The organism is Streptomyces sp. NPDC104381 (assembly GCF_055583745.1).
The window spans coordinates 102163-125371 of the sequence record NZ_JBVJNK010000001.1 but is presented as its reverse complement, the minus strand read 5'-3'; the positions used below and the strand labels follow the sequence as shown (position 1 = coordinate 125371).

At 71.5% G+C, this 23209-nt stretch carries 20 protein-coding genes; 9 read left to right on the top strand and 11 right to left on the bottom strand.

Annotated elements, in window-relative coordinates; translation table 11 throughout:
- Window positions 1-13: 13 nt before the first annotated feature.
- The 4 genes from iolD to iolC all read right to left on the bottom strand — a co-directional run bounded on the left by iolD (window position 14) and on the right by iolC (window position 4875).
- The gene (gene iolD, locus ACZ607_RS00535; protein ID WP_469730306.1) at window positions 14-1909 is read right to left on the bottom strand and encodes a 3D-(3,5/4)-trihydroxycyclohexane-1,2-dione acylhydrolase (decyclizing); all 1896 of its coding nucleotides are present in this window, start codon (window positions 1907-1909) and stop codon (window positions 14-16) included.
- Entirely contained in the window at window positions 1906-2787 is an 882-nt protein-coding gene (gene iolB / locus ACZ607_RS00530) for a 5-deoxy-glucuronate isomerase (RefSeq protein WP_469730304.1), read from the bottom strand. Before iolB ends, iolD begins: the two co-directional genes overlap by 4 nt.
- A 124-nt stretch (window positions 2788-2911) precedes the next feature.
- Window positions 2912-3802, bottom strand: a complete 891-nt coding sequence (locus ACZ607_RS00525; RefSeq protein WP_469730302.1) for a Cgl0159 family (beta/alpha)8-fold protein — start codon at window positions 3800-3802, stop codon at window positions 2912-2914.
- Window positions 3799-4875, bottom strand: coding sequence for a 5-dehydro-2-deoxygluconokinase (gene iolC / locus ACZ607_RS00520; RefSeq protein WP_469730300.1), 1077 nt, complete (start codon window positions 4873-4875; stop codon window positions 3799-3801). The genes ACZ607_RS00525 and iolC overlap by 4 nt, the downstream gene beginning before the upstream one ends.
- Before the next feature lie 167 nt (window positions 4876-5042).
- Between iolC and ACZ607_RS00515 the strand changes: the two genes are divergently transcribed.
- Together ACZ607_RS00515 and ACZ607_RS00510 are read left to right on the top strand one after the other, a co-directional pair.
- Complete coding sequence (locus ACZ607_RS00515; protein WP_469730298.1) at window positions 5043-5969, top strand: sugar phosphate isomerase/epimerase family protein; 927 nt, start codon at window positions 5043-5045, stop codon at window positions 5967-5969.
- Window positions 5970-6172: 203 nt separating this feature from the next.
- Window positions 6173-6364, top strand: a complete 192-nt coding sequence (locus ACZ607_RS00510) for a helix-turn-helix transcriptional regulator (RefSeq protein WP_129263096.1) — start codon at window positions 6173-6175, stop codon at window positions 6362-6364.
- A 30-nt stretch (window positions 6365-6394) separates the two neighbouring features.
- Here ACZ607_RS00510 and ACZ607_RS00505 read toward each other — a convergent pair whose 3' ends face one another.
- A complete protein-coding gene (locus ACZ607_RS00505) occupies window positions 6395-7447 on the bottom strand; it encodes a zinc-dependent alcohol dehydrogenase family protein (protein ID WP_469730296.1) in 1053 nt (350 codons plus the stop codon).
- Between the two features lie 106 nt (window positions 7448-7553).
- The gene (locus ACZ607_RS00500; protein WP_469730294.1) at window positions 7554-9812 is read right to left on the bottom strand and encodes an MMPL family transporter; all 2259 of its coding nucleotides are present in this window, start codon (window positions 9810-9812) and stop codon (window positions 7554-7556) included.
- A gap of 158 nt (window positions 9813-9970) precedes the next feature.
- On the opposite strand from ACZ607_RS00500, the gene ACZ607_RS00495 reads away from it, so the two are divergent.
- From ACZ607_RS00495 to ACZ607_RS00485, 3 genes are all read left to right on the top strand, one after another.
- Window positions 9971-10729 (top strand): TetR/AcrR family transcriptional regulator, encoded by a 759-nt coding sequence (locus tag ACZ607_RS00495; RefSeq protein WP_469730292.1) that lies wholly within the window; start codon window positions 9971-9973, stop codon window positions 10727-10729.
- Between the two features lie 97 nt (window positions 10730-10826).
- A complete protein-coding gene (locus tag ACZ607_RS00490) occupies window positions 10827-11132 on the top strand; it encodes a heavy-metal-associated domain-containing protein (RefSeq protein WP_469730291.1) in 306 nt (101 codons plus the stop codon).
- 239 nt (window positions 11133-11371) lie between these two features.
- Complete coding sequence (locus ACZ607_RS00485; protein ID WP_469730289.1) at window positions 11372-13780, top strand: heavy metal translocating P-type ATPase; 2409 nt, start codon at window positions 11372-11374, stop codon at window positions 13778-13780.
- A 527-nt stretch (window positions 13781-14307) separates the two neighbouring features.
- Here ACZ607_RS00485 and ACZ607_RS00480 read toward each other — a convergent pair.
- The 4 genes from ACZ607_RS00480 to ACZ607_RS00465 all read right to left on the bottom strand — a co-directional run bounded on the left by ACZ607_RS00480 (window position 14308) and on the right by ACZ607_RS00465 (window position 19277).
- Window positions 14308-15606, bottom strand: coding sequence for a citrate synthase (locus ACZ607_RS00480; protein ID WP_469730287.1), 1299 nt, complete (start codon window positions 15604-15606; stop codon window positions 14308-14310).
- Window positions 15607-15803: 197 nt separating this feature from the next.
- Window positions 15804-18035, bottom strand: a complete 2232-nt coding sequence (recD2, locus tag ACZ607_RS00475) for an SF1B family DNA helicase RecD2 (protein WP_469731808.1) — start codon at window positions 18033-18035, stop codon at window positions 15804-15806.
- A 97-nt stretch (window positions 18036-18132) separates the two neighbouring features.
- A complete protein-coding gene (locus ACZ607_RS00470; protein ID WP_469730286.1) occupies window positions 18133-18522 on the bottom strand; it encodes a GntR family transcriptional regulator in 390 nt (129 codons plus the stop codon).
- Window positions 18519-19277 carry a hypothetical protein gene (locus ACZ607_RS00465; RefSeq protein ID WP_469730284.1) on the bottom strand — a complete coding sequence of 253 codons (759 nt, stop codon included), beginning with the start codon at window positions 19275-19277 and terminating at the stop codon, window positions 18519-18521. The genes ACZ607_RS00470 and ACZ607_RS00465 overlap by 4 nt, the downstream gene beginning before the upstream one ends.
- Window positions 19278-19622: 345 nt before the next feature.
- Between ACZ607_RS00465 and ACZ607_RS00460 the strand changes: the two genes are divergently transcribed.
- The 4 genes from ACZ607_RS00460 (at window position 19623) to ACZ607_RS00445 (ending at window position 21496) form a co-directional block, all read left to right on the top strand.
- On the top strand, window positions 19623-19958 hold the full coding sequence (locus ACZ607_RS00460; RefSeq protein ID WP_469730282.1) for a hypothetical protein: 336 nt from the start codon (window positions 19623-19625) through the stop codon (window positions 19956-19958).
- Between the two features lie 86 nt (window positions 19959-20044).
- Window positions 20045-20656, top strand: a complete 612-nt coding sequence (locus ACZ607_RS00455) for an ATP-binding protein (RefSeq protein ID WP_469730280.1) — start codon at window positions 20045-20047, stop codon at window positions 20654-20656.
- Between the two features lie 15 nt (window positions 20657-20671).
- Entirely contained in the window at window positions 20672-21043 is a 372-nt protein-coding gene (locus tag ACZ607_RS00450; protein WP_469730278.1) for a hypothetical protein, read from the top strand.
- A 69-nt stretch (window positions 21044-21112) separates the two neighbouring features.
- On the top strand, window positions 21113-21496 hold the full coding sequence (locus tag ACZ607_RS00445) for a VOC family protein (RefSeq protein ID WP_469730276.1): 384 nt from the start codon (window positions 21113-21115) through the stop codon (window positions 21494-21496).
- A gap of 179 nt (window positions 21497-21675) precedes the next feature.
- Here the strand turns inward: ACZ607_RS00445 and ACZ607_RS00440 are convergent, their stop codons facing one another.
- Window positions 21676-22977, bottom strand: coding sequence for a hydrogenase expression protein HypA (locus tag ACZ607_RS00440; RefSeq protein ID WP_469730274.1), 1302 nt, complete (start codon window positions 22975-22977; stop codon window positions 21676-21678).
- Window positions 22978-23209: the final 232 nt, after the last annotated feature.

Sequence of the window (23209 nt, the reverse complement as noted above, 5' to 3'; positions counted from 1 at the left end):
GACGAGGTCTCCTTCACAGGTGGCGGCGTCGGGCTGCGATCTGCCGGTCGTACTCTTTCCTGGCCTCGACCGCCGACGGGCGGGTCGCGGTTTCGGCTACCGGAACATCCCACCACGCCTGTGCCGGGGGCGGGCCCGACACTGTGTCTGCCGTTTCGGTCTCGACGTAGACACAAGTGGGGCGGTCCGCGGCGCGTGCCTCCGCGAGGGCCTTGCGCAGCTCCCCCACCGAACCGGCGCGCAGGACGCGCATGCCCAGCGAGGCCGCGTTGGCGGCGAGGTCCACGGGGAGCGGGGCGCCGGTGAACGCGCCCGCGTCGGTGCGGTGGCGGTAGGCGGTGCCGAAGCGTTCGGCGCCGACGGACTCGGAGAGGCCGCCGATGGACGCGTATCCGTGGTTCTGGAGGATGACGAGCTTGACGGGCAGGCCCTCCTGCACGGCGGTGACGATCTCGGTGGGGTTCATCAGATAGGTGCCGTCGCCGACGAGCGCCCAGACGGGCCGGCCGGGGGCCGCGAGCTGCACCCCGAGGGCGGCGGGGATCTCGTATCCCATGCAGGAGTAGCCGTACTCGACGTGGTACTGGTGCGGGGAGCGGGCCCGCCACAGCTTGTGGAGGTCGCCGGGGAGGGAGCCCGCCGCGTTGATCAGGATGTCGTCCTCGGTGACCAGCTCGTCCAGCAGCCCGAGGACCTGCGCCTGGGTGGGGCGGGCGTCCGGGTCGCCGGCGGCGAAGGCCGCGTCGACACGCAGCTCCCAGCGGTCCTTGGCGTCGGTGTACTCGCTCTCGTAGGCCGGGGCGACACGGTGGCCGCATGCGCCGAGGGCCGCTCCGAGCGCCTCGATCGCGGTGCGGGCGTCACCGACGAGGGGCAGAGCGGCGAGCTTGTGGGCGTCGAAGCCGGTGATGTTGAGGTTGAGGAAGCGGACCGCCGGGTCGGCGAAGAGGGTGCCGGAAGCGGTCGTGAAGTCGGTGTAGCGGGTGCCGATCCCGATGACGAGGTCGGCCTCGCGGGCCAGCGCGTCGGCCGTGGCGGTCCCGGTGTGGCCGATGCCGCCCACGTCGGCGGGGTGGTCGTGGCGCAGGGACCCCTTGCCGGCCTGGGTGGAGGCGACGGGGATGCGGGTGGCGGCGGCGAACGCGGCGAGCGTCTCCTCGGCCCCGCTGTGGTGGACGCCGCCACCCGCGACGATCAGGGGACGGCGTGCGGCGCGCACGGCGCGGACGGCCTGGTCGAGTTCGTACGGATCGGGGGCCGGCCTGCGTACGTGCCAGACGCGCGTCGCGAAGAACTCGGCCGGCCAGTCGTACGCCTCCGCCTGCACGTCCTGCGGCAGCGCGAGCGTGACGGCGCCCGTCTCCGCCGGGTCGGCGAGGGTGCGCATGGCCTGGAGGGCGGCCGGGATCAGCGCCTCGGGGCGGGTGATCCGGTCGAAGGAGCGGGAGACGGGGCGCAGGCAGTCGTTGACCGACACATCGCCCGCGTGCGGCACTTCGAGCTGCTGGAGCACGGGATCGGCGGGGCGGGTCGCGAAGGTGTCGCCGGGCAGCAGCAGCACGGGCAGGTGGTTGACGGTGGCGAGCGCGGCGCCGGTGACGAGGTTGGTGGCGCCCGGGCCGATGGACGTGGTGACGGCGTGCGCGGAGAGCCGGCCCGACTGGCGGGCGTATCCGACGGCGGCGTGCACCATGGCCTGCTCGCTGCGGCCCTGGAGGTACGGCATCGTGGGGCCGGCCTCGACGAGTGCCTGCCCGACGCCCGCGACGTTGCCGTGGCCGAAGATGCCCCAGGTCGCGTCGATCAGGCGGTGGCGGCGGCCGTCGCGCTCGGTGTACTGGCGGGCGAGGAAGGCGATGAGCGCCTGGGCGGTGGTGAGCCTGCGGGTGCCGTGCGGCCCGGTGGTCATCGGACGGCCTCCGCTCCGTACAACGGGAGCCGCGGGTCGGCCGGTTGGGCCGGCCAGGTGTCGCGGATCCAGCGGTGGTCCGGATGGTCGCTGATCAGCCACTCGCGGGCTCCGGGGCCCGCCATCACGTTCAGGTAGTACAGGGTGCGGCCGGGCGGGGCGATGGACGGGCCGTGCCAGCCGTCGGGGATGAGGACGGCGTCCCCCGTGGCGACCTCGGCGAGGACGTCGGTGCCTCCGGGGCGCGACGGCGACACCCGGTGGTAGCCGAGGCCGTCGCCCTCGACCTCGAAGTAGTAGATCTCCTCCAGCACCGACTCGGTGCCGGGGCGGTCCTCGTCGTGCTTGTGCGGGGGGTACGACGACCAGTTGCCGCCGGGGGTGAGGACCTCGACGGCGATGAGTCGGTCGCAGTCGAACGTGTCGGCCGCGGCGAAGTTGTTCACCTGGCGCGAGCACGCGCCGGCGCCGCGGAGCTCGACCGGTACCTCCGGCGCGGGGCCGTAGCGAGCGGGGAGTCGTCGCTCGCACTTCGCTCCTGCCAGGGCGAAGCGGCCTCCTGCGCCGGAGGCGATCTGGGCGCGGGCGTCGCGTGGGACGTAGGCGAAATCGGTGGCTGCGCTGAACACGTCCTTCCTGCCCAGCAGTTCAAAGATCTCACCTGCTGTCTGCACCGTACAGCCACCGGACAACGGCAGGATGATCCATTCGCTCTCCCCGGTGTCCAGCGTGTGAACACCACCGGGTCCGAGCTCCAGGACGCGCAGGCTCGACCGCTCCCACCCGGCGCGCTCCGGGTCGATGTCGAGGGCGTAGGGGCCACGTGCGGCACGGCCGGCCCTGAGGTGGTGCCTCTGCTGCTCGTCGGTCGTCGTCATGGCTCCATCCCTACCCGTCGTCCCGCCCCTTCACGGAAGCCCTCGGCCCGTCGGCCGGCCCCTTCACGGAAGCCCCTGCCCCGTCGGCCGGTTTTCCCACGGACGCCCCGGCGGCCGTACGTGTTCACAGCAGCCCCACGGCCGTGTCGACCGCGCCCGCCACGTCCCCGTCGGCGGGGTAGAGCAACGAGCGCCCGACCACCAGCCCCTGGACGGTCGGCAGCCGCAGGGCGCCGCGCCACCGCTCGTACGCGGTGTCGGGGTCGCCGGTGACCTCGCCGCCGAGCAGCACGGCGGGGAGGGTCGAGGCGCGCATCACCCGGTCCATGTCGTCGGGATCGTCGGTGACGGGGACCTTGAGCCAGGTGTACGCGGAGGTCCCGCCGAGCCCCGAGGCGATGGCGATGGAGGTGGTGACGGCGGTGGCGCCCAGGTCGGTGCGGAGCCCGGCGGGGGTGCGGTGGCAGAGGAACGGCTCGATGAAGACGGGCAGCCGGAGTGCGGCCATCTCGTCCACGGTGCGCGCGGCGGTGTGCAGGGTGTCCAGCGAGCCGGGGTCGTCGTGGTCGATCCTCAGCAGGAGCTTGCCCGCGTCGTAGCCGTGGTGGGCGAGGTCGGCGGGGCGGTGGCCCGTGAAGCGGTCGTCGAGCTCGAAGGCGGCTCCGGCGAGTCCGCCGCGGTTCATGGAGCCGAGGACGACCTTGTTCTCCAGGGCGCCCAGGAGCAGCAGGTCCTCCAGGACGTCCGCACCCGCGAGCACCCCGTCGACACCGGGGCGGGTGAGGGCGAGGCAGAGGCGTTCCAGCAGGTCGAAGCGGTCGGCCATGGCCAGGTCGTCGTCGCCGACGGCGAGCGCGCCACGGGCGGGGTGATCCGCCGCGATGATCATCAGGCGTCCGGTGGGGCCGACGAGGGGGCGTCTGCGGCGGGCGGCGGCGGCCTCGGCGACGGCTTCGGGGCGGTGGGCGCGGAGCCGGACGAGATCGGCGACACCGGCTGCGGCGGGCGGGGTCATGGGGTGGCTCCCGGGGACGCCGCGCCGATCCGGCCGGCGGCGAGTGCCTGCTCGACCTCGTGGGGAAACGGCATCGCGGACGAACAGGCGAGGCGGGAGGCGACGATGGCCCCGGCCGCGTTGGCGTAGCGCATGATGTGCGCCGTGTCCCAGCCGGCGAGAAGGCCGTGGCAGAGGGCTCCGCCGAAGGCGTCCCCGGCGCCGAGGCCGTTGACGACGTCGACGGGGAGGGGCGGGATCTCCGCCGTGGTGCCGTCGCGGTGGACGGCGAGGACGCCCGCCGGTCCCTGTTTGACGACGGCGAGTTCGGGGCCGGCGGCGAGCAGGGCGTGGGCGGCGGCGTACGGTTCGCGTTCCCCGGTGGCGATCTCGCACTCGTCGAGGTTGCCGACGGCGACCGTGGCGTGGGCGAGGGCCTCGCGGTAATGGGCGCGGGCGGCCTCGCCGTTGCCGCCCCGGGTGCCCTTCGCCCCGCTCCCCTCGTTCTCGTCGTCGGCCTCGTCGGCCTTGTCCGCCTCGTCCCAGAACATGGGGCGCCAGTCGAGGTCGAAGACGGTGGCACGCGGGTGGCCCGGCGCCTCCGGCGGAGCTGCCGCGCCGCGGGCGCGGAGCGCGGTGAGCGTCGCGGTGCGGCTGGGTTCGGCGCACAGCCCGGTGCCGGTCATCCAGAAGACCCGGGCGGTCCGCACCGCGTCCAGGTCGAGTTCGGCGCTGTGGATCTCCAGATCGGGCGCCTTGGGCTGCCGGTAGAAGTAGAGCGGGAAGTCGTCCGGCGGGAAGATCTCGCAGAAGGTGACCGGGGTCGGATACTCCGCCACGGCGCTCACCCACCGGTCGTCCACCCCGAACTCCCGCAGCGCCTGGTGGAGATAGTCACCGAAGGGGTCCTGGCCGGTCCGGGTGACCACCGCCGTGCGCCGTCCCAGCCGGGCGGCCGCCACCGCGACGTTGGACGGGGAGCCGCCGAGGAACTTCCCGAAGGTCTCGACCCGGGCCAGCGGTACACCGGTCTGCAGCGGGTAGATGTCCACTCCGATGCGGCCCATGGTGATCACGTCGTACGGCTCAGGCATACGCATCCCTTCGACCCGGTGCTCCGGCCCGGCACGGCGTCCGGGAGTCGGCCACGGCCGGACGGCCGCTCCCAGGTCTAGCCCTCGCCCGTAACCCTGTCAACACTTTGTCCGGACATTCGGACGAACTCTTGACACTCCTTCCCGAGGGCTGGAGGGTGGGCGATATGACCTCCTCCGTACCCTCTCCGGCCCGCATCCGCATCGGTTCGGCACCCGATTCGTGGGGAGTGTGGTTCCCCGACGATCCGCAGCAGGTGCCCTGGGAGCGATTCCTGGACGAGGTCACCGAGGCGGGCTACGAGTGGATCGAACTCGGCCCGTACGGCTATCTCCCGACCGACCCCGCCCACCTCGCGGACGAGACCGCCCGCCGGAATCTCGCCGTCTCCGCGGGCACGGTCTTCACCGGATTGCACCACGGCCCGGCGGTCTGGGACCGGACCTGGGAGCATGTCGCGGGCATCGCGGCACTCACCCGGGCGATGGGCGCCGGGTATCTGGTGGTCATCCCGTCGTTCTGGCGGGACGACAAGACGGGTGAGGTGCTGGAGGACCGCACGCTCAGCGCCGCGCAGTGGCGCGACCTCACCACGCAGACGGAGCGCCTGGCGCGCGAGGTGAGGGACCGTTACGGGCTGCGGATCGTGGTGCATCCGCACGCCGACACGCACATCGACAGCGAGGAGAACGTCAACCGCTTCCTCGACGCCACCGACCCCGACCTGGTCTCCCTCTGCCTCGACACCGGGCACTACGCGTACTGCGGCGGGGACAGCGTGAAGCTCATCAGGACCTACGGGGAACGGATCGGCTATCTGCACCTCAAGCAGGTGGACCCGGCGGTACTCGCCGATGTCGTGGCGGACGGGGTGCCGTTCGGTCCGGCCGTGGCGCGGGGCGTGATGTGCGAACCGCCGGGCGGGGTGCCGGCGCTGGAGCCCGTGCTGGACGCCGCACGCGCCCTCGGCAAGGACCTGTTCGCCATCGTCGAGCAGGACATGTATCCCTGCCCGCCCGACAAGCCGCTGCCGATCGCCCGCCGCACCCGCGAGTTCCTCCGCATCTGCGGGCCCGCGCGACCGTCCGTCTGAGCCATCCCCCGCCTCTCCCGTCACCGCTGTCACCGCTGTCACCGCTGTCACGGCAGCCCCGACCGCCACGGCAGTCACTTCCCTGTTACGTATGTCCGCGTTCGACTGAGCCTGTGTCACGGGCTCGCGACGCCCCCTGCCCGGCCCGGGCCCCTCTCGTTCACCGGGACAGAGGCGCACGGACGTACAGAGAGGTGTCATTCATGACGGACAGAACGCTCTGGTCGTACAAGGACATTGCGGCGCACATCCGGGTGCAGCCGGACACGATCCGCTCGTACCGCAAGCACGGGCTGCTCCCGCCCCCCGACGATGTCCGGAACGGGAAGCCCTACTGGTACGTGGACACCGTCCTCGCCTGGATCGCCTCCCGGCCCAGCAACCGGGGCCGTTGAGGCGGGGCCGGTCCCGACGTCCCCGGCCGCTCAGGCTCTTTTCGCCGGTTCGATGATCGTGACACCCGCTCCGGGGGTGGTGCCCATCGCGGCGAGGGCCGCCGGGGCGGCGTCCAGGGCGAGGGTGGAGGTCACCAGCAGATCCGGCCGGAGGGTGCCGGCCACCACCATGTCCATCATGGGCGGGTAGTCGTGGGCGGCCATGCCGTGGCTGCCGAGGATCTCCAGCTCCTGGCCTATCACCTGGGCCATGGGGACGACGGGGTCACCGGCGGCCGACGGCAGCAGCCCGACCTGGACGTGACGGCCCTGCCTGCGCAGGCTCCGTACGGAGGCGGCGCAGGTGGCCGGCGACCCGAGCGCGTCGAGCGACAGATGCGCACCGCCGCCGGTCAGTTCGCGAACGGCCTCATCCGCGCCGCCGGGGTGCGCCGAGGCGTCCACGCACGCCGCCGCGCCGAACGCCCGTGCCAGCTCCAGGGCCTGGCGTGAGACGTCGACCGCGACGATCCTGGCTCCGCAGGCCACCGCGATCATCACGGCGGACAGCCCCACCCCGCCGCAGCCGTGCACGGCGACCCACTCCCCCGGCGCCACCCGTCCCCGCCCCACGACGGCCCGGAACGCCGTGGCGAACCGGCATCCGAGTCCCGCCGCCGTGGCGGACGTCAGCCCCTCGGGCACCGCGACCAGATTGACGTCGGCCTGCTCCAGCGCCACGAACTCCGCGAAGGAGCCCCAGTGGGTGAAGCCCGGCTGGGTCTGCCGTTCACAGACCTGCTGGGCGCCGGCCGCGCAGGCGGAGCAGCGGCCGCAGGCGCAGACGAAGGGCACGGTGACCCGGTCGCCGGCGCGCCAGTTGTGCACGCCGGGGCCCACCTCCTCGACCACTCCGGCCAGTTCATGGCCGGGGACGTGCGGGAGGGTGATGTCCGGGTCGTGTCCCATCCAGCCGTGCCAGTCACTCCGGCACAGCCCCGTGGCCTCCACCCGCACCACCACTCCCCCGGCCGAGGGCGAGGGATCCGGGAGATCCCGCACCCGGGCCTCCTGCCCGAACTCCTCGAACACCACTGCCCGCATCGCCCGCACCTCTCCCGGCGCGGCGCCGCCCGGCTCGCACAGCCCGGCCCGCACCTCGCCCAGCCCGGTCCGGGCCCGCGCCGCCCGGCTCCTTGATCCGGCGAATCTACGCCCCGGCCGTGACCTTGTCCCGCTCCCGGCCGCCGCCCGCTCCGTCCGCCTCCTCGGTGTCCTGGTCACCGGCCGCCGGAGCCGGCTCGCCCTCGCTCAGCCCGAACCGCTGGTGGAAGGCGCGCAGCGGCGCGGGCGCCCACCAGGTGACCCGGCCCATCAGCTTCATCACGGCCGGCACCAGCAGGCTGCGCACCACCATGGCGTCCATCAGCACGGCCAGCGCGATCCCCAGCCCGAGCATCTTGGTGTTGGTCACGCGCGAGGTCCCGATGGCGACCATCACCACCGCCAGGATGACGGCGGCGGCCGTGATCAGCCCGCCGGTGTGGCGGAGCCCGAACGTCACCGCGTGCTCGTGGTCGCCGGTGCGGTCGTACTCCTCCTTGATCCGGGAGAGCAGGAACACCCCGTAGTCCATGGAGAGCCCGAAGGCCACGCAGAACATCAGCACGGGCAGGGTCGTCTCGATGTCCCCTGTGCTGGTGAAGGAGAGGATCCCGGAGAGATTTCCGTCCTGGAAGACCCAGACCACCGCTCCGAACATCGCGGTCAGGCTGAGCGCGTTGAGCACGACCGCCTGGAGCGGTATCAGGACGCTGCCGGTCAGCAGGAACACCAGCAGCAGCGTCACCACGACGATGATCCCCACGGCCCAGGGCAGCCGGTCGGCTATGGCGGCCTTGGAGTCGACCAGGACGGCTGCCGCACCGGTCACCGAGGTGTCGAACGGTGCGGGCTCGGCCCGCAGCTCCCGGACCAGGTCCTGGGCTCCCTGCCCGACGGCCTCCCCCTCGGGCAGGACGTCGTAGTACGCGGATCCGTCCGCCGTGACGGGCCCGTCGACCCGCTGCACACCGGGGAGCGCGGCGATACGTTCGCGGAAGTCGGCGTACCGGTCGGGGCTCGCCGCGCCTTCGGCGAGCACTTCGAGCCCGCCGCCGGGGCTGCCGGGGAAGCCCTCCCGTATGTGCTCCTGGACGACACGGGACTCCGCGTCGGCCGGCAGCTGCCGGTCATCCGCCGTACCGAACTTCACCCCGAGGAATGGGAGCCCCAGGAGGACGAGCCCGACCGTGGTGACGACGGCGAAGACGGGCGCCCTGCGCATCACGAGCACCGAGAAGCGCGCCCACCCCCGACCCGGCCCCTCACCGGCCCCGGCCGGACCGGAGGCCGCCGCCTTCCCGCGGCGGCGCAGCAGCCGGCGCAGGTCCAGGGAGTTGACCCGCGGCCCGAGCAGCATCAGCGCGGCCGGCAGCAGGATCAGGGCCGCGGCGGCGGCCAGCAGCACGACGGCGATGCCCGCATAGGCGAAGGAGCGCAGGAAGTACTGGGGGAAGACCATCATCGCGGCCAGCGACACCGCCACCGTCAGCGCGGAGAAGAGCACCGTGCGTCCCGCCGTACGCAGGGTGGTGCCGATCGCCGCCCGGGTGTCCGCCCCGGTGGACAACTCCTCGCGGAACCGGCGCACGATGAACAGGGCGTAGTCGATGGCGAGTCCGAGCCCCAGCGCCGTGGTGAGGTTCTGGGCGAAGACCGACACGTCGGTGAACTCGGTGATGCCGCGCAGCACCGCGTTGGTGCCGAGGATGGCGACGATGCCGACGCCGAGCGGCAGCAGTGCCGCGATCGCGCTGCCGAAGACCATGACCAGCAGCACCAGCGTGACGGGCAGGGCGATGAGCTCCGCCCGCAGGAGGTCCTCCTGGATGATGCTCTGCATCTCGTGCCGCACGGCGACGGGCCCGCCGACGGAGACCTCCACCGGGCCGTGCGTGCCCCGGTAGGCGGGGGCGATCCGGTCGAGGATCTCACCGGCGGCCTTCTCGTCGCCCTCGATCCGGGCGGCGACGAGCGCCTCGTGTCCGTCCGTGGAGCGCAGGGCGGGCGACTTCGTCCGCCAGTACGAACCGACGCCCGCGATGCCGGGCTCGGCCGACAGCCGCTGGGTGAGCCGGTCGGCCTCCGCCGCCACCGCCGGGGCGTCGACCGAGGCGGAGCCGCTGTCGACGAGCAGCAGCAGGTTGGGCTGCGAATCGGGGAACTCACGCTCCAGCGCCCGGGTCGCGTACGTCGACTCGGCGTCGGGCGCCTCCCAGCCCCCGCTTCCCATCCGGTCGGCCACACCACTGCCCGCGAACACGGCGAGCGCCGTGATCACCAGGGCGGCCAGCAGGGCGAGGCGCGGCCGCGCCGTGACGAAGCGGGTCCACCGCCCGACATGCTCCGAGCTGTTGACTTCGGACATGGTGCGGTGTCCCCTTCACCGGGACCCGGGCAGCGCGGAACGGCACGGGTCGTTCATTGCCACGTACACTGGCAAACACGAGTACTCGCTCGCGTTTCTTCAGAATGCGAGCACCCACTCGTGTTTGTCAACCGCGTCTTGAGAGCTGGGGATGGACCGTGCCGGAGGCCAGAGCGGGAGCAGCCGCCACACCCGCACAGAGCGGCGAGGACACCAAGGACGGCCAGGACGTCAAGGGTCCCGGCGGCGACCCGGACGCCGGGAGCGGCGGAGCCGGCCGGCCGCGCCGCCGTCAGGCCCGCGGGGAGGCCCGCATCGCCCAGCTGCTCGAAGCCGCCGCGGGCGTCTTCTGCGCCAGCGGGTACAACGGCGCCAGCACCAACGCCATCGCCCGCGAGGCGGGCGTCTCGCCGGGCACGCTCTACCAGTTCTTCCCCAACAAGGAAGCCATCGCCATCGAGCTCGGCGAGCAGCTCATGCACCGCTGGCGGGAGACGTACGGCGCCGCGTTCGTCGTCAGCCACATCGAACTGCCGCTGGACCGGATGCTGGACACGGTCCTCGACCCGCTCATCGCCTTCAACTGCGAGAACCCGGCCTTCGCCGTCCTCACCCACGGCTCAGAGATCCCGGGCGTGATCACCCGGGAGCACGACATCCTGCACGCCTCCATGCTCAGCAGGACCGAGCAGCTCCTCGGCGCCTACCTGCCGGACCTGCCCGCGGACCAGGTCGCCCGCACCGCCGCGATGTCGTTCGTCCTCTTCAAGGCCGGCCTCGACCTGGTCATGGAGCACGAGGGTGCCGAACGGGAGGCGTACGTAAGGGAGTTGAAGAGCGTCATGTACCGCTACCTGGAGCCCCTGGTGTGCGACACGCCCGATGGAGTGACACCCAGACGGATTGATACCCCCTAGGGGTATAGTTGAGCGGGCGGGCAGGCGCACCGGGTTCCCCGGCGCCCTCCCGTGCCCCGAATGTCACACCATCAGTGCCTGCGAAGAGGAGAACGCCATGACCGCCGAGACCGACACGCCCCAGGCCGCCGGCTCCTGCTGCTCGTCCACCGGTTCCTGCCACGACGGGGCCGCCGACGTGCAGGTGGGCGGCGTCACCGCGGTGTACGAGGTGAAGGGCATGACCTGCGGCCACTGCGAAGGAGCGGTGTCCGAGGAGATCTCCGGGATCGAGGGGGTCACCTCGGTGAAGGCGGAGGCCGCCACCGGCCGCGTCACCGTCGCCTCCGCGAAGCCGCTGACCGACGACGCCGTACGGGCGGCCGTCGACGAGGCGGGCTACGAGCTCGTCGGCCGCGCCTGAGACCCGCCCGCGCCACGGCACCGCACCACCCGCACCACGGCAGCGCGCGCCCCGCACCACAGGCCGGCGCACCACCTGCACCACCGGCCGCCGCACCACGGCAACGCACGCCCCCTCCACCGGCGCCGCCCGGCACCCGGGCTGCGCGCCGCAAGCACCTTCCGTCGGGCCGGTTCCGTCACCAGGGAGCAGATACTGGTGGGGAACGGCCCGACTGCTCGACCCAGGAGTCCGCACACATGGCCAGCACCACGGCAGCCGGGGCTCCGGCGGCGGCGACCGCCGATGCCGAGCTCACGATCGGCGGGATGACCTGCGCCTCGTGCGCCGCCCGTGTCGAGAAGAAGCTCAACCGGATGGACGGGGTCACCGCCACCGTCAACTACGCGACCGAGAAGGCCCGCGTCTCCTACGGCGCCGGGACCACGCTCGACGACCTCGTCGCCACCGTCGTCAAGACCGGTTACACGGCCCGGCCCGCCAGCCGCCCCGAACCTGCGACCAGCCCAGGCGCACCCGAGAACGAACCCCGCACCGCCCCGGCCGCCCAGGACCCCGAGAACGGCACGGGCAGCCGCGTCGGCCAGGACGACGACACCAGCGGCCGGTACGGCACGGAGAGCGCGAAGAACCGCGCGGACGCGGCGCACGAGGACGCGGCCGAGCGCACCGCAGACGAGGCCCTCGCCGCGCTCCGGCAGCGGCTCCAGGTCTCGGCCGTGCTCGCCGTGCCGGTCGTCCTGATGGCCATGATTCCCGCCCTCCAGTTCGACAACTGGCAGTGGCTCTCCCTCGCCCTCGCCGCCCCCGTCGTCATCTGGGGCGGACTGCCCTTCCACCGCGCCGCAGGGGCGAACCTGCGGCACGGCGCGGCGACGATGGACACCCTGGTGTCCCTCGGCACGCTCGCGGCCTTCGGCTGGTCGCTGTGGGCCCTGTTCCTCGGCACCGCGGGGATGCCCGGGATGCGGCACGGGTTCGATGTCACCGGCTCCGGGTCCGACCCCTCGTCCACCATCTATCTGGAGGTGGCGGCCGGAGTCGTGACCTTCATCCTGCTCGGCCGCTACCTGGAGGCGCGGTCCAAGCGGAAGGCGGGTGCCGCCCTGCGCGCGCTGCTCCACCTGGGCGCGAAGGACGTCACGGTCCTCCGAGGGACCACGGAGGTGCGCCTCCCCGTCGGGCGGCTGCTCGTGGGTGACCGGTTCGTCGTGCGGCCCGGCGAGAAGATCGCCACCGACGGCACCGTCGTCGAGGGTTTCTCGGCCGTCGACGCCTCCATGCTCACCGGGGAGTCCCTTCCGGTGGACGCCGCCCCGGGTGACTCCGTCACCGGTGCCACCCTCAACGTGTCCGGACGGCTGGTCGTCGAGGCCACCCGCGTCGGCGCCGGCACCCAGCTGGCCCGGATCACCGCGCTCGTCGAGGACGCGCAGAGCGGCAAGGCGGCCGCGCAGCGCCTCGCGGACCGGATCTCCGCGGTCTTCGTCCCCGTGGTCCTGCTGATCGCCCTGGGGACGCTGGTCGGCCGGCTGCTCGCCACCGATGACGTCACGGCCTCGTTCACCGCCGCCGTCGCCGTACTCATCATCGCCTGCCCCTGCGCCCTGGGGCTCGCCACTCCCACCGCCCTCCTGGCCGGCACCGGGCGCGGCGCGCAGCTCGGCATCCTGATCAAGGGCCCCGAGGTCCTGGAGACGGCCCGGAGGGTCGACACGGTCGTCCTCGACAAGACGGGCACGGTCACCACCGGCCGCATGGTGCTCGGACGCGTCCACACCGCGCCCGGGACGGCCGAGGCCGATGTGCTCCGGCTCGCGGGGGCCGTCGAACACGCCTCGGCGCATCCGGTGGCCCGCGCCGTCGCCACGGGGGCGGCGGCCCGTACGGGTTCGGCGCTGCCCGTGCCGGTGGACTTCACCGACGTACCCGGCCTCGGGGTACGCGGCACGGTCGAGGGGCACCACGTGCTGGCCGGCCGCGCGCGGTTCCTCGCCGATGCCGGGGTCGCCCTGCCGCCGCCCCTGGCCGACGCCCTGACCCGTGCGGCGGCTCAGGGCCGTACGACGGTCGCGGTGGCCTGGGACGGGCTGGCGAAGGGCGTGCTGGAGGTGTCGGACTCGGTGAAGGAGAGCAGTGCGGAGGCCGTCGCGGAGCTTCGCGCACTGGGCCTCGACCCGGTCCTGCTGACCGGTGACAACCGGGCCGCGGCGGATGCCGTGGCCCGCGAGGTCGGGATCGACACGGTGTTCGCGGAGGTCCTTCCGGAGGAGAAGGCCCAGGTCGTACGGCGTCTCCAGGCCGAGGGCAGGTCCGTGGCGATGGTCGGCGACGGGGTCAACGACGCGGCGGCGCTCGCCGTGGCCGATCTCGGCCTGTCGATGGGCACCGGGACGGACGCCGCGATCGAGGCCGGCGACCTCACGCTGGTTCGTGGAGATCTCAAGGTGGCCCCTGCCGCCATCCGCCTGTCGAGGCGTACTCTGTCCACCATCAGAAGCAACCTCTTCTGGGCGTTCGGCTACAACGTGGCCGCACTGCCTCTCGCCGCGTTCGGGCTGCTCAGCCCCATGATCGCGGGGGCGGCAATGGCGTTCTCGTCGGTCTTCGTCGTGACGAACAGCCTGAGGTTGCGCTCCTTCACATAATTTCTACAAAGAGACTTAGATCACACCGATTTGAGGGTAACCATCTGATGGGTTGGTGAGTCTAAGAGTGCGATGCCAAGGATGTCTTGGGGGACGTCCGATGGAGTGTCTTGGGGGACGCTCCTGGCAAGCAATGGCCGGGGCACGTGCACCGGGGAGCTTTGAGCGGCCCTCCCGTGCGTACGTACCCCGGCAGTCGCACCGCAGGACCAACTGAATACGCACCACCGAGGAACAAGGGAGTTCAGGCTCCCGCGCAGACGCCCGGCCGGATCCCGTGGGGGGAATCCGCTCCGGGATATGGGAAGCGCCCTGTCCGTCGACCCGTGGGGGGATCGACAGGCGGGGCGCTTCTCGCGTTGCCCCTGAGCGCCGAATCGCCCCGCACACCGCGACGCACTGAACGCCGAATCGCCCCGTACACCGCGCTCGATCGAGCGAGCACGGTACGCGGGGCGAAGGCAGTGGGCCGCGAAGGCCCGTCATGCGTGCGGCTCCGTGGAGCGGAACCGGCGGGTGGTCGAGCCTCAGCGGCCTTCGACCGGGACGAAGTCGCGCAGGACCTCGCCGGTGTAGATCTGGCGCGGGCGGCCGATGCGGGATCCCGGCTCCTTGATCATCTCGTGCCACTGGGCGATCCAGCCGGGGAGCCGGCCGAGCGCGAACAGCACGGTGAACATCTCGGTCGGGAAGCCCATGGCGCGGTAGATCAGGCCCGTGTAGAAGTCCACGTTGGGGTAGAGGTTGCGCGAGACGAAGTACTCGTCGGAGAGCGCGTGCTCCTCCAGCTTGAGCGCGATGTCCAGCAGCTCGTCGGACTTGCCGAGCGAGGAGAGCACATCGTGGGCCGCGGCCTTGATGATCTTGGCGCGCGGGTCGAAGGACTTGTACACCCGGTGGCCGAAGCCCATCAGGCGGACGCCGTCCTCCTTGTTCTTCACCTTCTGGATGAAGGAGTCGACGTCGCCGCCGTTGGCCTGGATGCCTTCCAGCATCTCCAGCACCGACTGGTTGGCGCCACCGTGCAGCGGGCCCCACAGGGCCGAGATGCCGGCGGAGATCGAGGCGAACATGTTCGCCTGCGAGGAGCCGACCAGACGCACGGTGGAGGTCGAACAGTTCTGCTCGTGGTCCGCGTGCAGGATGAGCAGCTTCTCGAGCGCGGAGACGACGACCGGGTCCGGCACGTACTCCTGGGCCGGGACCGAGAAGGTCATGCGCAGGAAGTTCTCGACGTAACCGAGGTCGTTGCGCGGGTAGACGAACGGGTGACCGATCGACTTCTTGTACGCGTACGCCGCGATCGTCGGGAGCTTGGCCAGCAGCCGGATCGTCGAGAGGTGACGCTGCTCCTCGTCGAACGGGTTGTGGCTGTCCTGGTAGAAGGTGGACAGCGCGCTGACGACCGAGGACAGCATGGCCATCGGGTGGGCGTCGCGCGGGAAGCCGTCGAAGAAGCGCTTGACGTCCTCGTGCAGCAGGGTGTGCTGGGTGATCTCGTTCTTGAAGGTCGACAGCTCGTCGTCCTTGGGAAGGTCACCGTTGATCAGCGTGTAGGCGACCTCGAGGAACGTCGAGCTCTCGGCGAGCTGCTCGATCGGGTAGCCGCGGTAGCGCAGGATGCCCTGTTCACCGTCGAGGTAGGTGATGGCGGATTTATAGGCGGCTGTGTTGCCGTATCCGCTGTCCAGCGTGACCAGGCCCGTATTGGCCCGGAGCTTCCCGATATCGAAGCCCTTGTCGCCGACGGTGCTGTCGATCACCGGGTAGGTGTACTCGTCATCGCCGTACCGCAGTACTACAGCGTTGTTGATGTGCTCGCTCACGTCATCCCTCACCGACGTAGTGCCTCTTCTTCGAGGTGCCCTGACTGTCTCCACCCTCCCCCATTTGGCTCAGGAGAGTGCACTCGGGGTCGTCCATTGGACCTACCGACGGCACTGAGTGCCGTCAACTTTCTCATCCTGCCCCCTCCCCTCCGGTTCCGGAAGGGCTCAGTGATGTTTCCCACCGTTTTGATCGATCATTTTTCCGGGAAGTCTTCGGGAGCCCCGCCACGGAGCCGGAAATCCAGCGCCGTGCAGCGCCTGCCTGCGGAAACCGTGCGGACGGCCTGGCCGATGGCCTTACGTGAACCGACCAGTACGACCAGCTTCTTGGCCCGGGTCACCGCCGTGTACAGCAGGTTCCGTTGCAGCATCATCCAGGCGCTGGTGGTCACCGGGATGACGACCGCCGGATACTCGCTGCCCTGCGAGCGGTGGATGGTCATCGCGTAGGCGTGGGCGAGTTCGTCCAGTTCGTCGAAGTCGTACGCGATCTCCTCGTCCTCGTCCGTGAGAACCGTCAGCCGCTGCTCGTCCGCGTCGAGACCGGTGACGACACCGACCGTACCGTTGAAGACCCCGTTCTCCCCTTTGTCGTAGTTGTTACGGATCTGCGTCACCTTGTCGCCGACCCGGAAGACCCGGCCGCCGAACCGCTTCTCGGGCAGGCCGGGGCGGCCCGGCGTGATGGCCTGCTGGAGCAGTCCGTTGAGATGGCCCGCACCCGCCGGACCACGGTGCATCGGGGCGAGGACCTGCACGTCACGGCGGGGGTTCAGGCCGAACTTGGCGGGAATGCGACGGGCCGCGACGTCGACGGCGAGCACCCCGGCGTCCTCCGTCTCGTCCTCCACGAAGAGGAAGAAGTCGTCCAGGCCCCGGGTCAGCGGCGGCACCCCGGAGTTGATCCGGTGGGCGTTGGTGACGACGCCCGACTTCTGGGCCTGCCGGAAGATGGTGGTCAGCCGCACCGCCGGGACCGGGCCGCCCTCGGCGAGCAGGTCCCGCAGCACCTCCCCCGCGCCGACCGACGGCAGCTGGTCCACATCGCCGACCAGCAGGAGGTGGGCACCGGGTGCCACCGCCTTGACGAGCTTGTTGGCGAGCAGCAGATCGAGCATCGACGCCTCGTCGACGACGACCAGATCGGCGTCCAGCGGACGGTCACGGTCGTACGCCGAATCGCCGCCGGGCTTCAGCTCCAGCAGCCGGTGCACGGTGGACGCCTCCGCGCCCGTCAGCTCCGAGAGCCGCTTCGCGGCCCGTCCGGTGGGGGCGGCCAGCACCACCTTCGCGTTCTTGGCGCGGGCCAGCTCGACGACGGAGCGGACGGTGAACGACTTCCCGCAGCCGGGGCCGCCCGTCAGCACGGCGACCTTCTCGGTGAGGGCGAGCCGGACGGCCGCCTCCTGCTCGGGTGCCAGGGTCGCGCCCGTACGACCGGCGAGCCAGGTCAGCGCCTTGCCCCAGTCGACGTCGCCGAAGGCCGGCATCCGGTCCTCGGGCGTCCGCAGCAGGCGCCGGACCTGGGCGGCTAGGGAGAGCTCGGCACGGTGGAAGGGGACCAGGTACACGGCGGTGACCGGCTGCCCGTCCTCGGGGCCCGGCACCTTCTCCCGTACGACGCCCTCCGGGTCCTCCGCGAGCTCGGCCAGGCAGTCGATGACCAGCCCGGTGTCGACCTGGAGCAGCTTCACCCCGTCGGCGATCAGCCGCTCCTCGGGGAGGAAGCAGTTGCCCTGGTCGGTGGACTGCGACAGCGCGTACTGGAGTCCGGCCTTGACCCGCTCGGGGCTGTCGTGGGGGATGCCGACGGCCTGGGCGATGCGGTCGGCGGTGAGGAAGCCGATGCCCCAGACGTCTGCGGCCAGCCGGTAGGGCTGGTTCTTCACGACGGAGATCGAGGCGTCCTCGTACTTCTTGTAGATGCGGACGGCGATGGAGGTGGAGACCCCGACGCTCTGGAGGAAGACCATGACCTCCTTGATGGCCTTCTGCTCCTCCCAGGCCGCGGCGATCATCTTCGTCCGCTTCGGCCCGAGCCCCGGCACCTCGACGAGCCGCTTCGGCTGCTGCTCGATGATGTCGAGGGTGTCCACGCCGAAGTGGGTGGTGATGCGGTCGGCCATGACGGGGCCGATGCCCTTGATCAGGCCGGAGCCGAGGTAGCGGCGGATGCCCTGGATCGTGGCAGGAAGGATCGTGGTGTAGTTCTCGACGGTGAACTGCTTGCCGTACTGCGGGTGGGAGCCCCAACGCCCCTCCATCCGAAGGGACTCACCGGGCTGCGCCCCGAGCAGCGAACCGACGACGGTGAGCAGATCGCCCGCTCCCCGCCCGGTGTCGACGCGGGCGACGGTGTACCCGTTCTCCTCGTTGGCGTAGGTGATCCGCTCCAGGACGCCTTCGAGGACAGCCATGTTCGGCATGGTGGACATGCACCGACGGTATCGGGCGGGTACGACAGCGTTGAGGCGCACCCGAGCCCATGCCGGACGGGCGACGACGCGATGTCCGACCCCGAGGTCACAGGTCGACGGAACGGGCGAGAGCGTGCCGGACGGCGGCGAGGGCGTCCTCGTCGCCGGCACCGAGCTGCCTCACGGCAGCTGCGTAACTCTGCGCGTATTCCGCCAGTTTCGCCTTGACGTCGGTGGCCGCCGGCGGAGCGATGACCTGGGTGCCGGAGCCCCGGCGGCTCCGGACGAGGCCTGCGGTCTCCAGTTCGCGGTAGGCCCGTACCACCGTGTTGTTGGCCAGCCCGAGGTCGGAGGCCAGTTGACGTACGGACGGCAGCCTGGCCCCCTGCCCCAGCCGGCCGACCGAGATCAGATCGGCCAGCTGCGCCCGGATCTGTTCGTACGGCGGTACGGGGGACGCGTGACTGACGCTGATACTGAGGCCGTCGGCCGTCATGACTGCTCCTCGACGTAGGCCTGCGGCAGCAGGAGGACACCGAGGCAGTGCCCCGCGGTCAGCACGGAGACGAGGGCGGCGGTGCCCAGCCCCCAGAGCGCCAGGACCGTCGTCGTCCCTCCGCAGGGCGTGCTCAGCATCACGAAACCCGCCGTCACGGACACGGCGAAGAGCGGGGCGCTCACCAGCACTCCCCACGCGCCGACAGCCGCCCTGGCGTTGATGCGGCGTTGATCGTCGTTGCCGGAGTGTGTGGTGACACGGCGCAGCAGCAGTGCGCAGGCGACCGTGCCGAGGGTGAGCCCGCCGAGCACCGGCCAGGCGTAGTAGGGGCCGGGCCAAGGTGAGAGCACGTGGGTTCCCCCGGCGCACGTGACGGACAGAGCGCGCCCCTGACGGCCGTCGGAGTCCGCCGAGGCCGTCGTGGCTGCGACGATCAGGAGGGCCGGCAGGACGACGGCCTGCGCGGCCAGCACCACCGTGAGGGATCGGGGCACGTAGTCCCGGATCCTGCGTGGAGTCACCTCGGCCGCTCGGAGCCAGCCACCGCTCGGCCGTGCCACGACGTCCGCCGCGAACACACCGGCCATGACGCACAGTCCGAACACCGGGATTCCGTAGAGCAGATCCACATCGGGCTCGGAGCTGAAGGTGACGAGCGCGTTGACGGCCAGACCGGTCACCACGCCGGCCCATCGCACGGGGATGACCAGCCCCGCCCTCCAGGCGCCTTCCGTTCTTGCGGCAGCAGACATGCCGGTCCCCTTCCCCCACGAGGTGTATCAACTACTTGACACACTTACGGATGGACCAAAGTGTGTCAAGGAGTTGACACACTTGCGCGCCCTGACGCCACGCCCGCGCACAGCGGTCCGAGGTCCGACGCCCCACCGCGATATCGGCTCGAACCGGTCAGGACGTACGCCTCCACCATGACCGGCGGGCCACGGAGCAAGCGGGTGGATCCGTCGCGACGCACCGCGCCCACCACCCCGCCTCTGGCGCGATCCCGGCCATCTCCTTAAGCTGCACCCCGACCGACGCCGTCGCCCAACCCCCGTCCGGCCCGGCATTCACACAGTGCCGTAAAGGATTCGCCCATGCTTGTCCGCCGGATGGCCGCCCTGACCGCCGTACCCGTCGCCGTACTCCTCCTGGCCGCCTGCGGCAATGACGAGGCCCACGGCACGATCACGGAGAAGGAACACAAGGCGGCCCACACCACGTGGAGCAACAAGCCGGTCACCAAGAGGCAGTGCACCACGAGCCGGAAGGACGGCAAGTCCAAGAAGTCCTGCCGCACGGTGAAGACGGGCAGCAAGCGCGTTTCGCACCGTGAGCCGGAGTGCTGGCAGATCGAACTCAACGACGACGAGCACGAGTTGTGCATATCGAAGGACCGGTGGAACAAGGTCCGCGTCGGCGACACGTGGTGACGACGCCCCGTGACCCCGGCGTCGACGATCCGGCGTCCCGATGCGACGGCCGGTGCGGCGAGCACGCGACCGGGTGGAGATGACCCGTGGACACCTCAAGAGAGTCCTGGCGCAACACGACACACGACTGGGCCGGCACCGTGGATCTCGCTCATCTGGCGGGCATCCGGCGGGATCCCGCCGTGTTCGCTCCCGGTGGCGGCCGGCACCTGGTCCTCGAAGTCGTCGCCTATGCGGCCGACGAGGCGGAGTACGGCGACGGGGGGCGCTGCCGTGTCACCCTCCACTCCGACGGTTCCGTGTCCGTGGCGGATGACGGACGGGGCACCGACACCCGGTTCGACGAGCACGGCCACGTCGTCAAGAAGCCCGTCATGGCCACGAAGGACCTGCGGTTCTTCGACCTCCCCGAGGCCCAGACCCTCCCGGACGGCCATCCGCGCCGGGGTATGTCGGTGGTGGCCGCGCTCAGCGAGTGGCTCGTCCACACCAACCGCCGGCGCAACGGGTCCTGGACCCAGCGGTACGAACACGGCTCCCCCGTGACCGGTCTGGAGGCCGTGCCCGACGACGGGACGACCGGGACCGTCGTCCACTTCCTCCCCGGGGAACATCTGCGGGTGGAGGGCTGGTCGCAGGGGGACGTCGCCGCCCTGGCCGCCGCCTGGCCCCAGCTGTCCGTGGAGGTACGGCGCTGACTACAGTCCCCCTCCATGGGAACACCTGTGGTGCGGGCGATCGAGTGGGACGGGACGCGGTGGGACGACCCGTCCGAGGAGAAGCTGCACGACCTGCTGGCCGACATGAATCTGACCTGGCGATTCGTCATCGTCGAACGGCCGGGCCTCGAACCCGCCGGTCAGCACTACATGCAGGTCCATCTCAACGACGACCTGAGCTACCAGGTCGAATACCGCGAGGGCGGCCCGGACCGGCATTTCCAGGCTCATGTGCCGACCGACCACAGCCCGTTCTGCGTGGAACCCGTGGCCGATGTCCTCACCGCCTGGGCCTTCGGGCGGCCGGGATGGCGGGACGCGCTCGTCTGGTCCCCCTGGCCGCCCTCCACGGAACCGTCGCGCTGAACCTCCCGCGCCCGGCGCGGGTACGGGCAGGAGGTGACAGGGGCGGGCCGTTCAGGCAGGCTCGTCCTCATGGTCTCGGTAGTGCAGAACGTGGCGATCGACTGTGCGGATGCCTTTGAACTGGCCCGGTTCTGGAGTGAGGTGACCGGTCATCCGTTGGACCCGGAGGACGGGCCGGGAGCCACCGAGACGCAGGTGACGCTGCCGGAGGGGCCGGTGCTGTACTTCAGTCAGGTGCCCGAACCGAAGACGTCCAAGAACCGGGTTCACCTGTGTCTGCGCCCGGAGACCTCGCGCGAGGAGGAGGTCGAACGGCTCCTGGGTCTCGGCGCCACCCTGGTCGTCGACCGGCGGAACCCCGACGGCTCGGGGTGGGCCGTTCTCGCGGACCCCGAGGGCAACGAGTTCTGTGTCCTGCGCAGTGAGTCGGACCGGGCCGCGACCCCGTCCTGACTCCGCCCCTCCCCCGGGCGGACCTCGCGCGGCGACCGCGGTGGACTCTTCGTGGCGAGGTCGTCCGCCCCGGCCGGGGCGCCGTCGGCGTCCGGCGCGACCCGTCCGGCGACGAGGGCCAGCCGGAGCCCCCCGGTGACGACCGGGGGGCTCCACCTCGCGGGCCGGAGCCCGGTGGGTCACACCGTGAGCTTCACGGCCTCGAACCAGCCCTTGTTGTCGGTGGTCCCGACGAACATGTACTCGGGCCGGCTGCCCTTGCAGTACTGCCCGCCCCAACCGCCGTTGCCCATCTTGGCCGTGTGGCAGACGCCGCCCTTACCGACGTTCATGGCGAAGCCCGTCAGGAACGGGGCACCCTGCTTCGAGCTCCCTATGTAGTTGTTCTTGCCGTCCGCGATCACGGCCGTCCAGCTCGGGGCCCACTTGGCGTTACCGTTCGTCGCACCCTCGTCGTGCAACAGGGCGTTGGCGGAGGACCCGCCGACGTTCCACACCGCGATGTTGAGGGCGGTGATCCGCTTGCCCTGGCCCGTCGTCCCCGCCATCGTCCCGTCGCACACCGGGGCCTGCCAGCCGCTCCCGCCCACGAAGGCGCGGTAGCAGATGTGCCGTCCTCCGGGGTCGGCCTTGGCAAGGCCGCTCAACGCGCTGGCCGCCGTGTTCGGGGGCGCCTTCGCCGTCACCGTGGCCGTGGGCTTGCGCTCGGGCGTGACCGGCGGCGGTACGATCACCGGCTTGACGGACGGCGACTCGGACGGCTTGTCGCTCGGCTTCTCCTTGGTGGGAGTCACGGAGGGGCTCGGCGACGTGCTGGTGTACGTCTCCGGGACCGCCGAGCGTTCGGTGTCCAGGACCGTGCCTGCCGCGTTCTGCGTGCGGTCCTTCTCGGGCTTGCGGTCGTCGTCCTGGCCCGCCAGAAGGAACGGCACGGATACCAGGATCGCGCCGATGATCGCCGCCGCGGCCAGCATCGGCTTCTTCGGCCGGCTGCCGGGCGGTTCGCCGTCCGCCTGCGTACCCGCGCCGGCGCCGCCACTGCCCGCAGCCGCGGCCATGGCGTCCGGGGACCCGCCGACCGTACTGGTCGCCGCGTGCGCCGCGGCCGGGTCGGAGTCGGCCCCCGAGGACGCCGACGACACCGAGGACACCGTGTTCTCGCCGGAGTCGGCCGACGCCGTTTCGGGCGCCTCCTCCGTCGACGGCTCCGGAACGCCGGCACCTCGCGCGGCACCGGTGCCGGAAGCAGGAGCGGCGGCGCCCGCTCGCTCGGCGGTCTGCGCCCGGCCGTCCGCACCCTCGGGAGCCTCGTCCCCCGAGCCCCCGCTCTCCGGGCTCCCGCTCGTCCGGCCCTGCGCGACGACGTCCGGGTCGGCCGCCGTGGACGACGGGCCCTTGCGGCCGCGCAGGCCGCCCGGCGTCAGGGCGTCACCCGGGTCCCCGGCCGCTCCCTGCATCGGCACCGCACGGCGGACCGACACCGGCGAGCTCCCGGACGCACCGGAGGCCCCGGAGGACGTGCTCGGACTCGGCGGTATGTGATTGGAAGGATCATGCTCACGTGCCATGCAATTTCCTTACTCATATCTGGGTTCGGCGTCCGTGTCGCGCTCCGCGCCCACGAATGACCGAACCTCGCCCGCCCGGGCCGTCGGATGGGCCAAGTCCGGGGAAACACAGCCGCGTTGACGGGAAGTGAGGGGTGGCATTCCT

Excerpts from the sequence above, each read along its gene's own strand:
- iolD (WP_469730306.1), bottom strand. The coding sequence starts at position 1,909 with ATGACCACCGGGCCGCACGGCACCCGCAGGCTCACCACCGCCCAGGCG.
- iolB (WP_469730304.1), bottom strand. The coding sequence starts at position 2,787 with ATGACGACGACCGACGAGCAGCAGAGGCACCACCTCAGGGCCGGCCGT.
- ACZ607_RS00525 (WP_469730302.1), bottom strand. The coding sequence starts at position 3,802 with ATGACCCCGCCCGCCGCAGCCGGTGTCGCCGATCTCGTCCGGCTCCGC.
- iolC (WP_469730300.1), bottom strand. The coding sequence starts at position 4,875 with ATGCCTGAGCCGTACGACGTGATCACCATGGGCCGCATCGGAGTGGAC.
- ACZ607_RS00515 (WP_469730298.1), top strand. The coding sequence starts at position 5,043 with ATGACCTCCTCCGTACCCTCTCCGGCCCGCATCCGCATCGGTTCGGCA.
- ACZ607_RS00510 (WP_129263096.1), top strand. The coding sequence starts at position 6,173 with ATGACGGACAGAACGCTCTGGTCGTACAAGGACATTGCGGCGCACATC.
- ACZ607_RS00505 (WP_469730296.1), bottom strand. The coding sequence starts at position 7,447 with ATGCGGGCAGTGGTGTTCGAGGAGTTCGGGCAGGAGGCCCGGGTGCGG.
- ACZ607_RS00500 (WP_469730294.1), bottom strand. The coding sequence starts at position 9,812 with ATGTCCGAAGTCAACAGCTCGGAGCATGTCGGGCGGTGGACCCGCTTC.
- ACZ607_RS00490 (WP_469730291.1), top strand. The coding sequence starts at position 10,827 with ATGACCGCCGAGACCGACACGCCCCAGGCCGCCGGCTCCTGCTGCTCG.
- ACZ607_RS00485 (WP_469730289.1), top strand. The coding sequence starts at position 11,372 with ATGGCCAGCACCACGGCAGCCGGGGCTCCGGCGGCGGCGACCGCCGAT.
- recD2 (WP_469731808.1), bottom strand. The coding sequence starts at position 18,035 with ATGCCGAACATGGCTGTCCTCGAAGGCGTCCTGGAGCGGATCACCTAC.
- ACZ607_RS00470 (WP_469730286.1), bottom strand. The coding sequence starts at position 18,522 with ATGACGGCCGACGGCCTCAGTATCAGCGTCAGTCACGCGTCCCCCGTA.
- ACZ607_RS00465 (WP_469730284.1), bottom strand. The coding sequence starts at position 19,277 with ATGTCTGCTGCCGCAAGAACGGAAGGCGCCTGGAGGGCGGGGCTGGTC.
- ACZ607_RS00460 (WP_469730282.1), top strand. The coding sequence starts at position 19,623 with ATGCTTGTCCGCCGGATGGCCGCCCTGACCGCCGTACCCGTCGCCGTA.
- ACZ607_RS00450 (WP_469730278.1), top strand. The coding sequence starts at position 20,672 with ATGGGAACACCTGTGGTGCGGGCGATCGAGTGGGACGGGACGCGGTGG.
- ACZ607_RS00445 (WP_469730276.1), top strand. The coding sequence starts at position 21,113 with ATGGTCTCGGTAGTGCAGAACGTGGCGATCGACTGTGCGGATGCCTTT.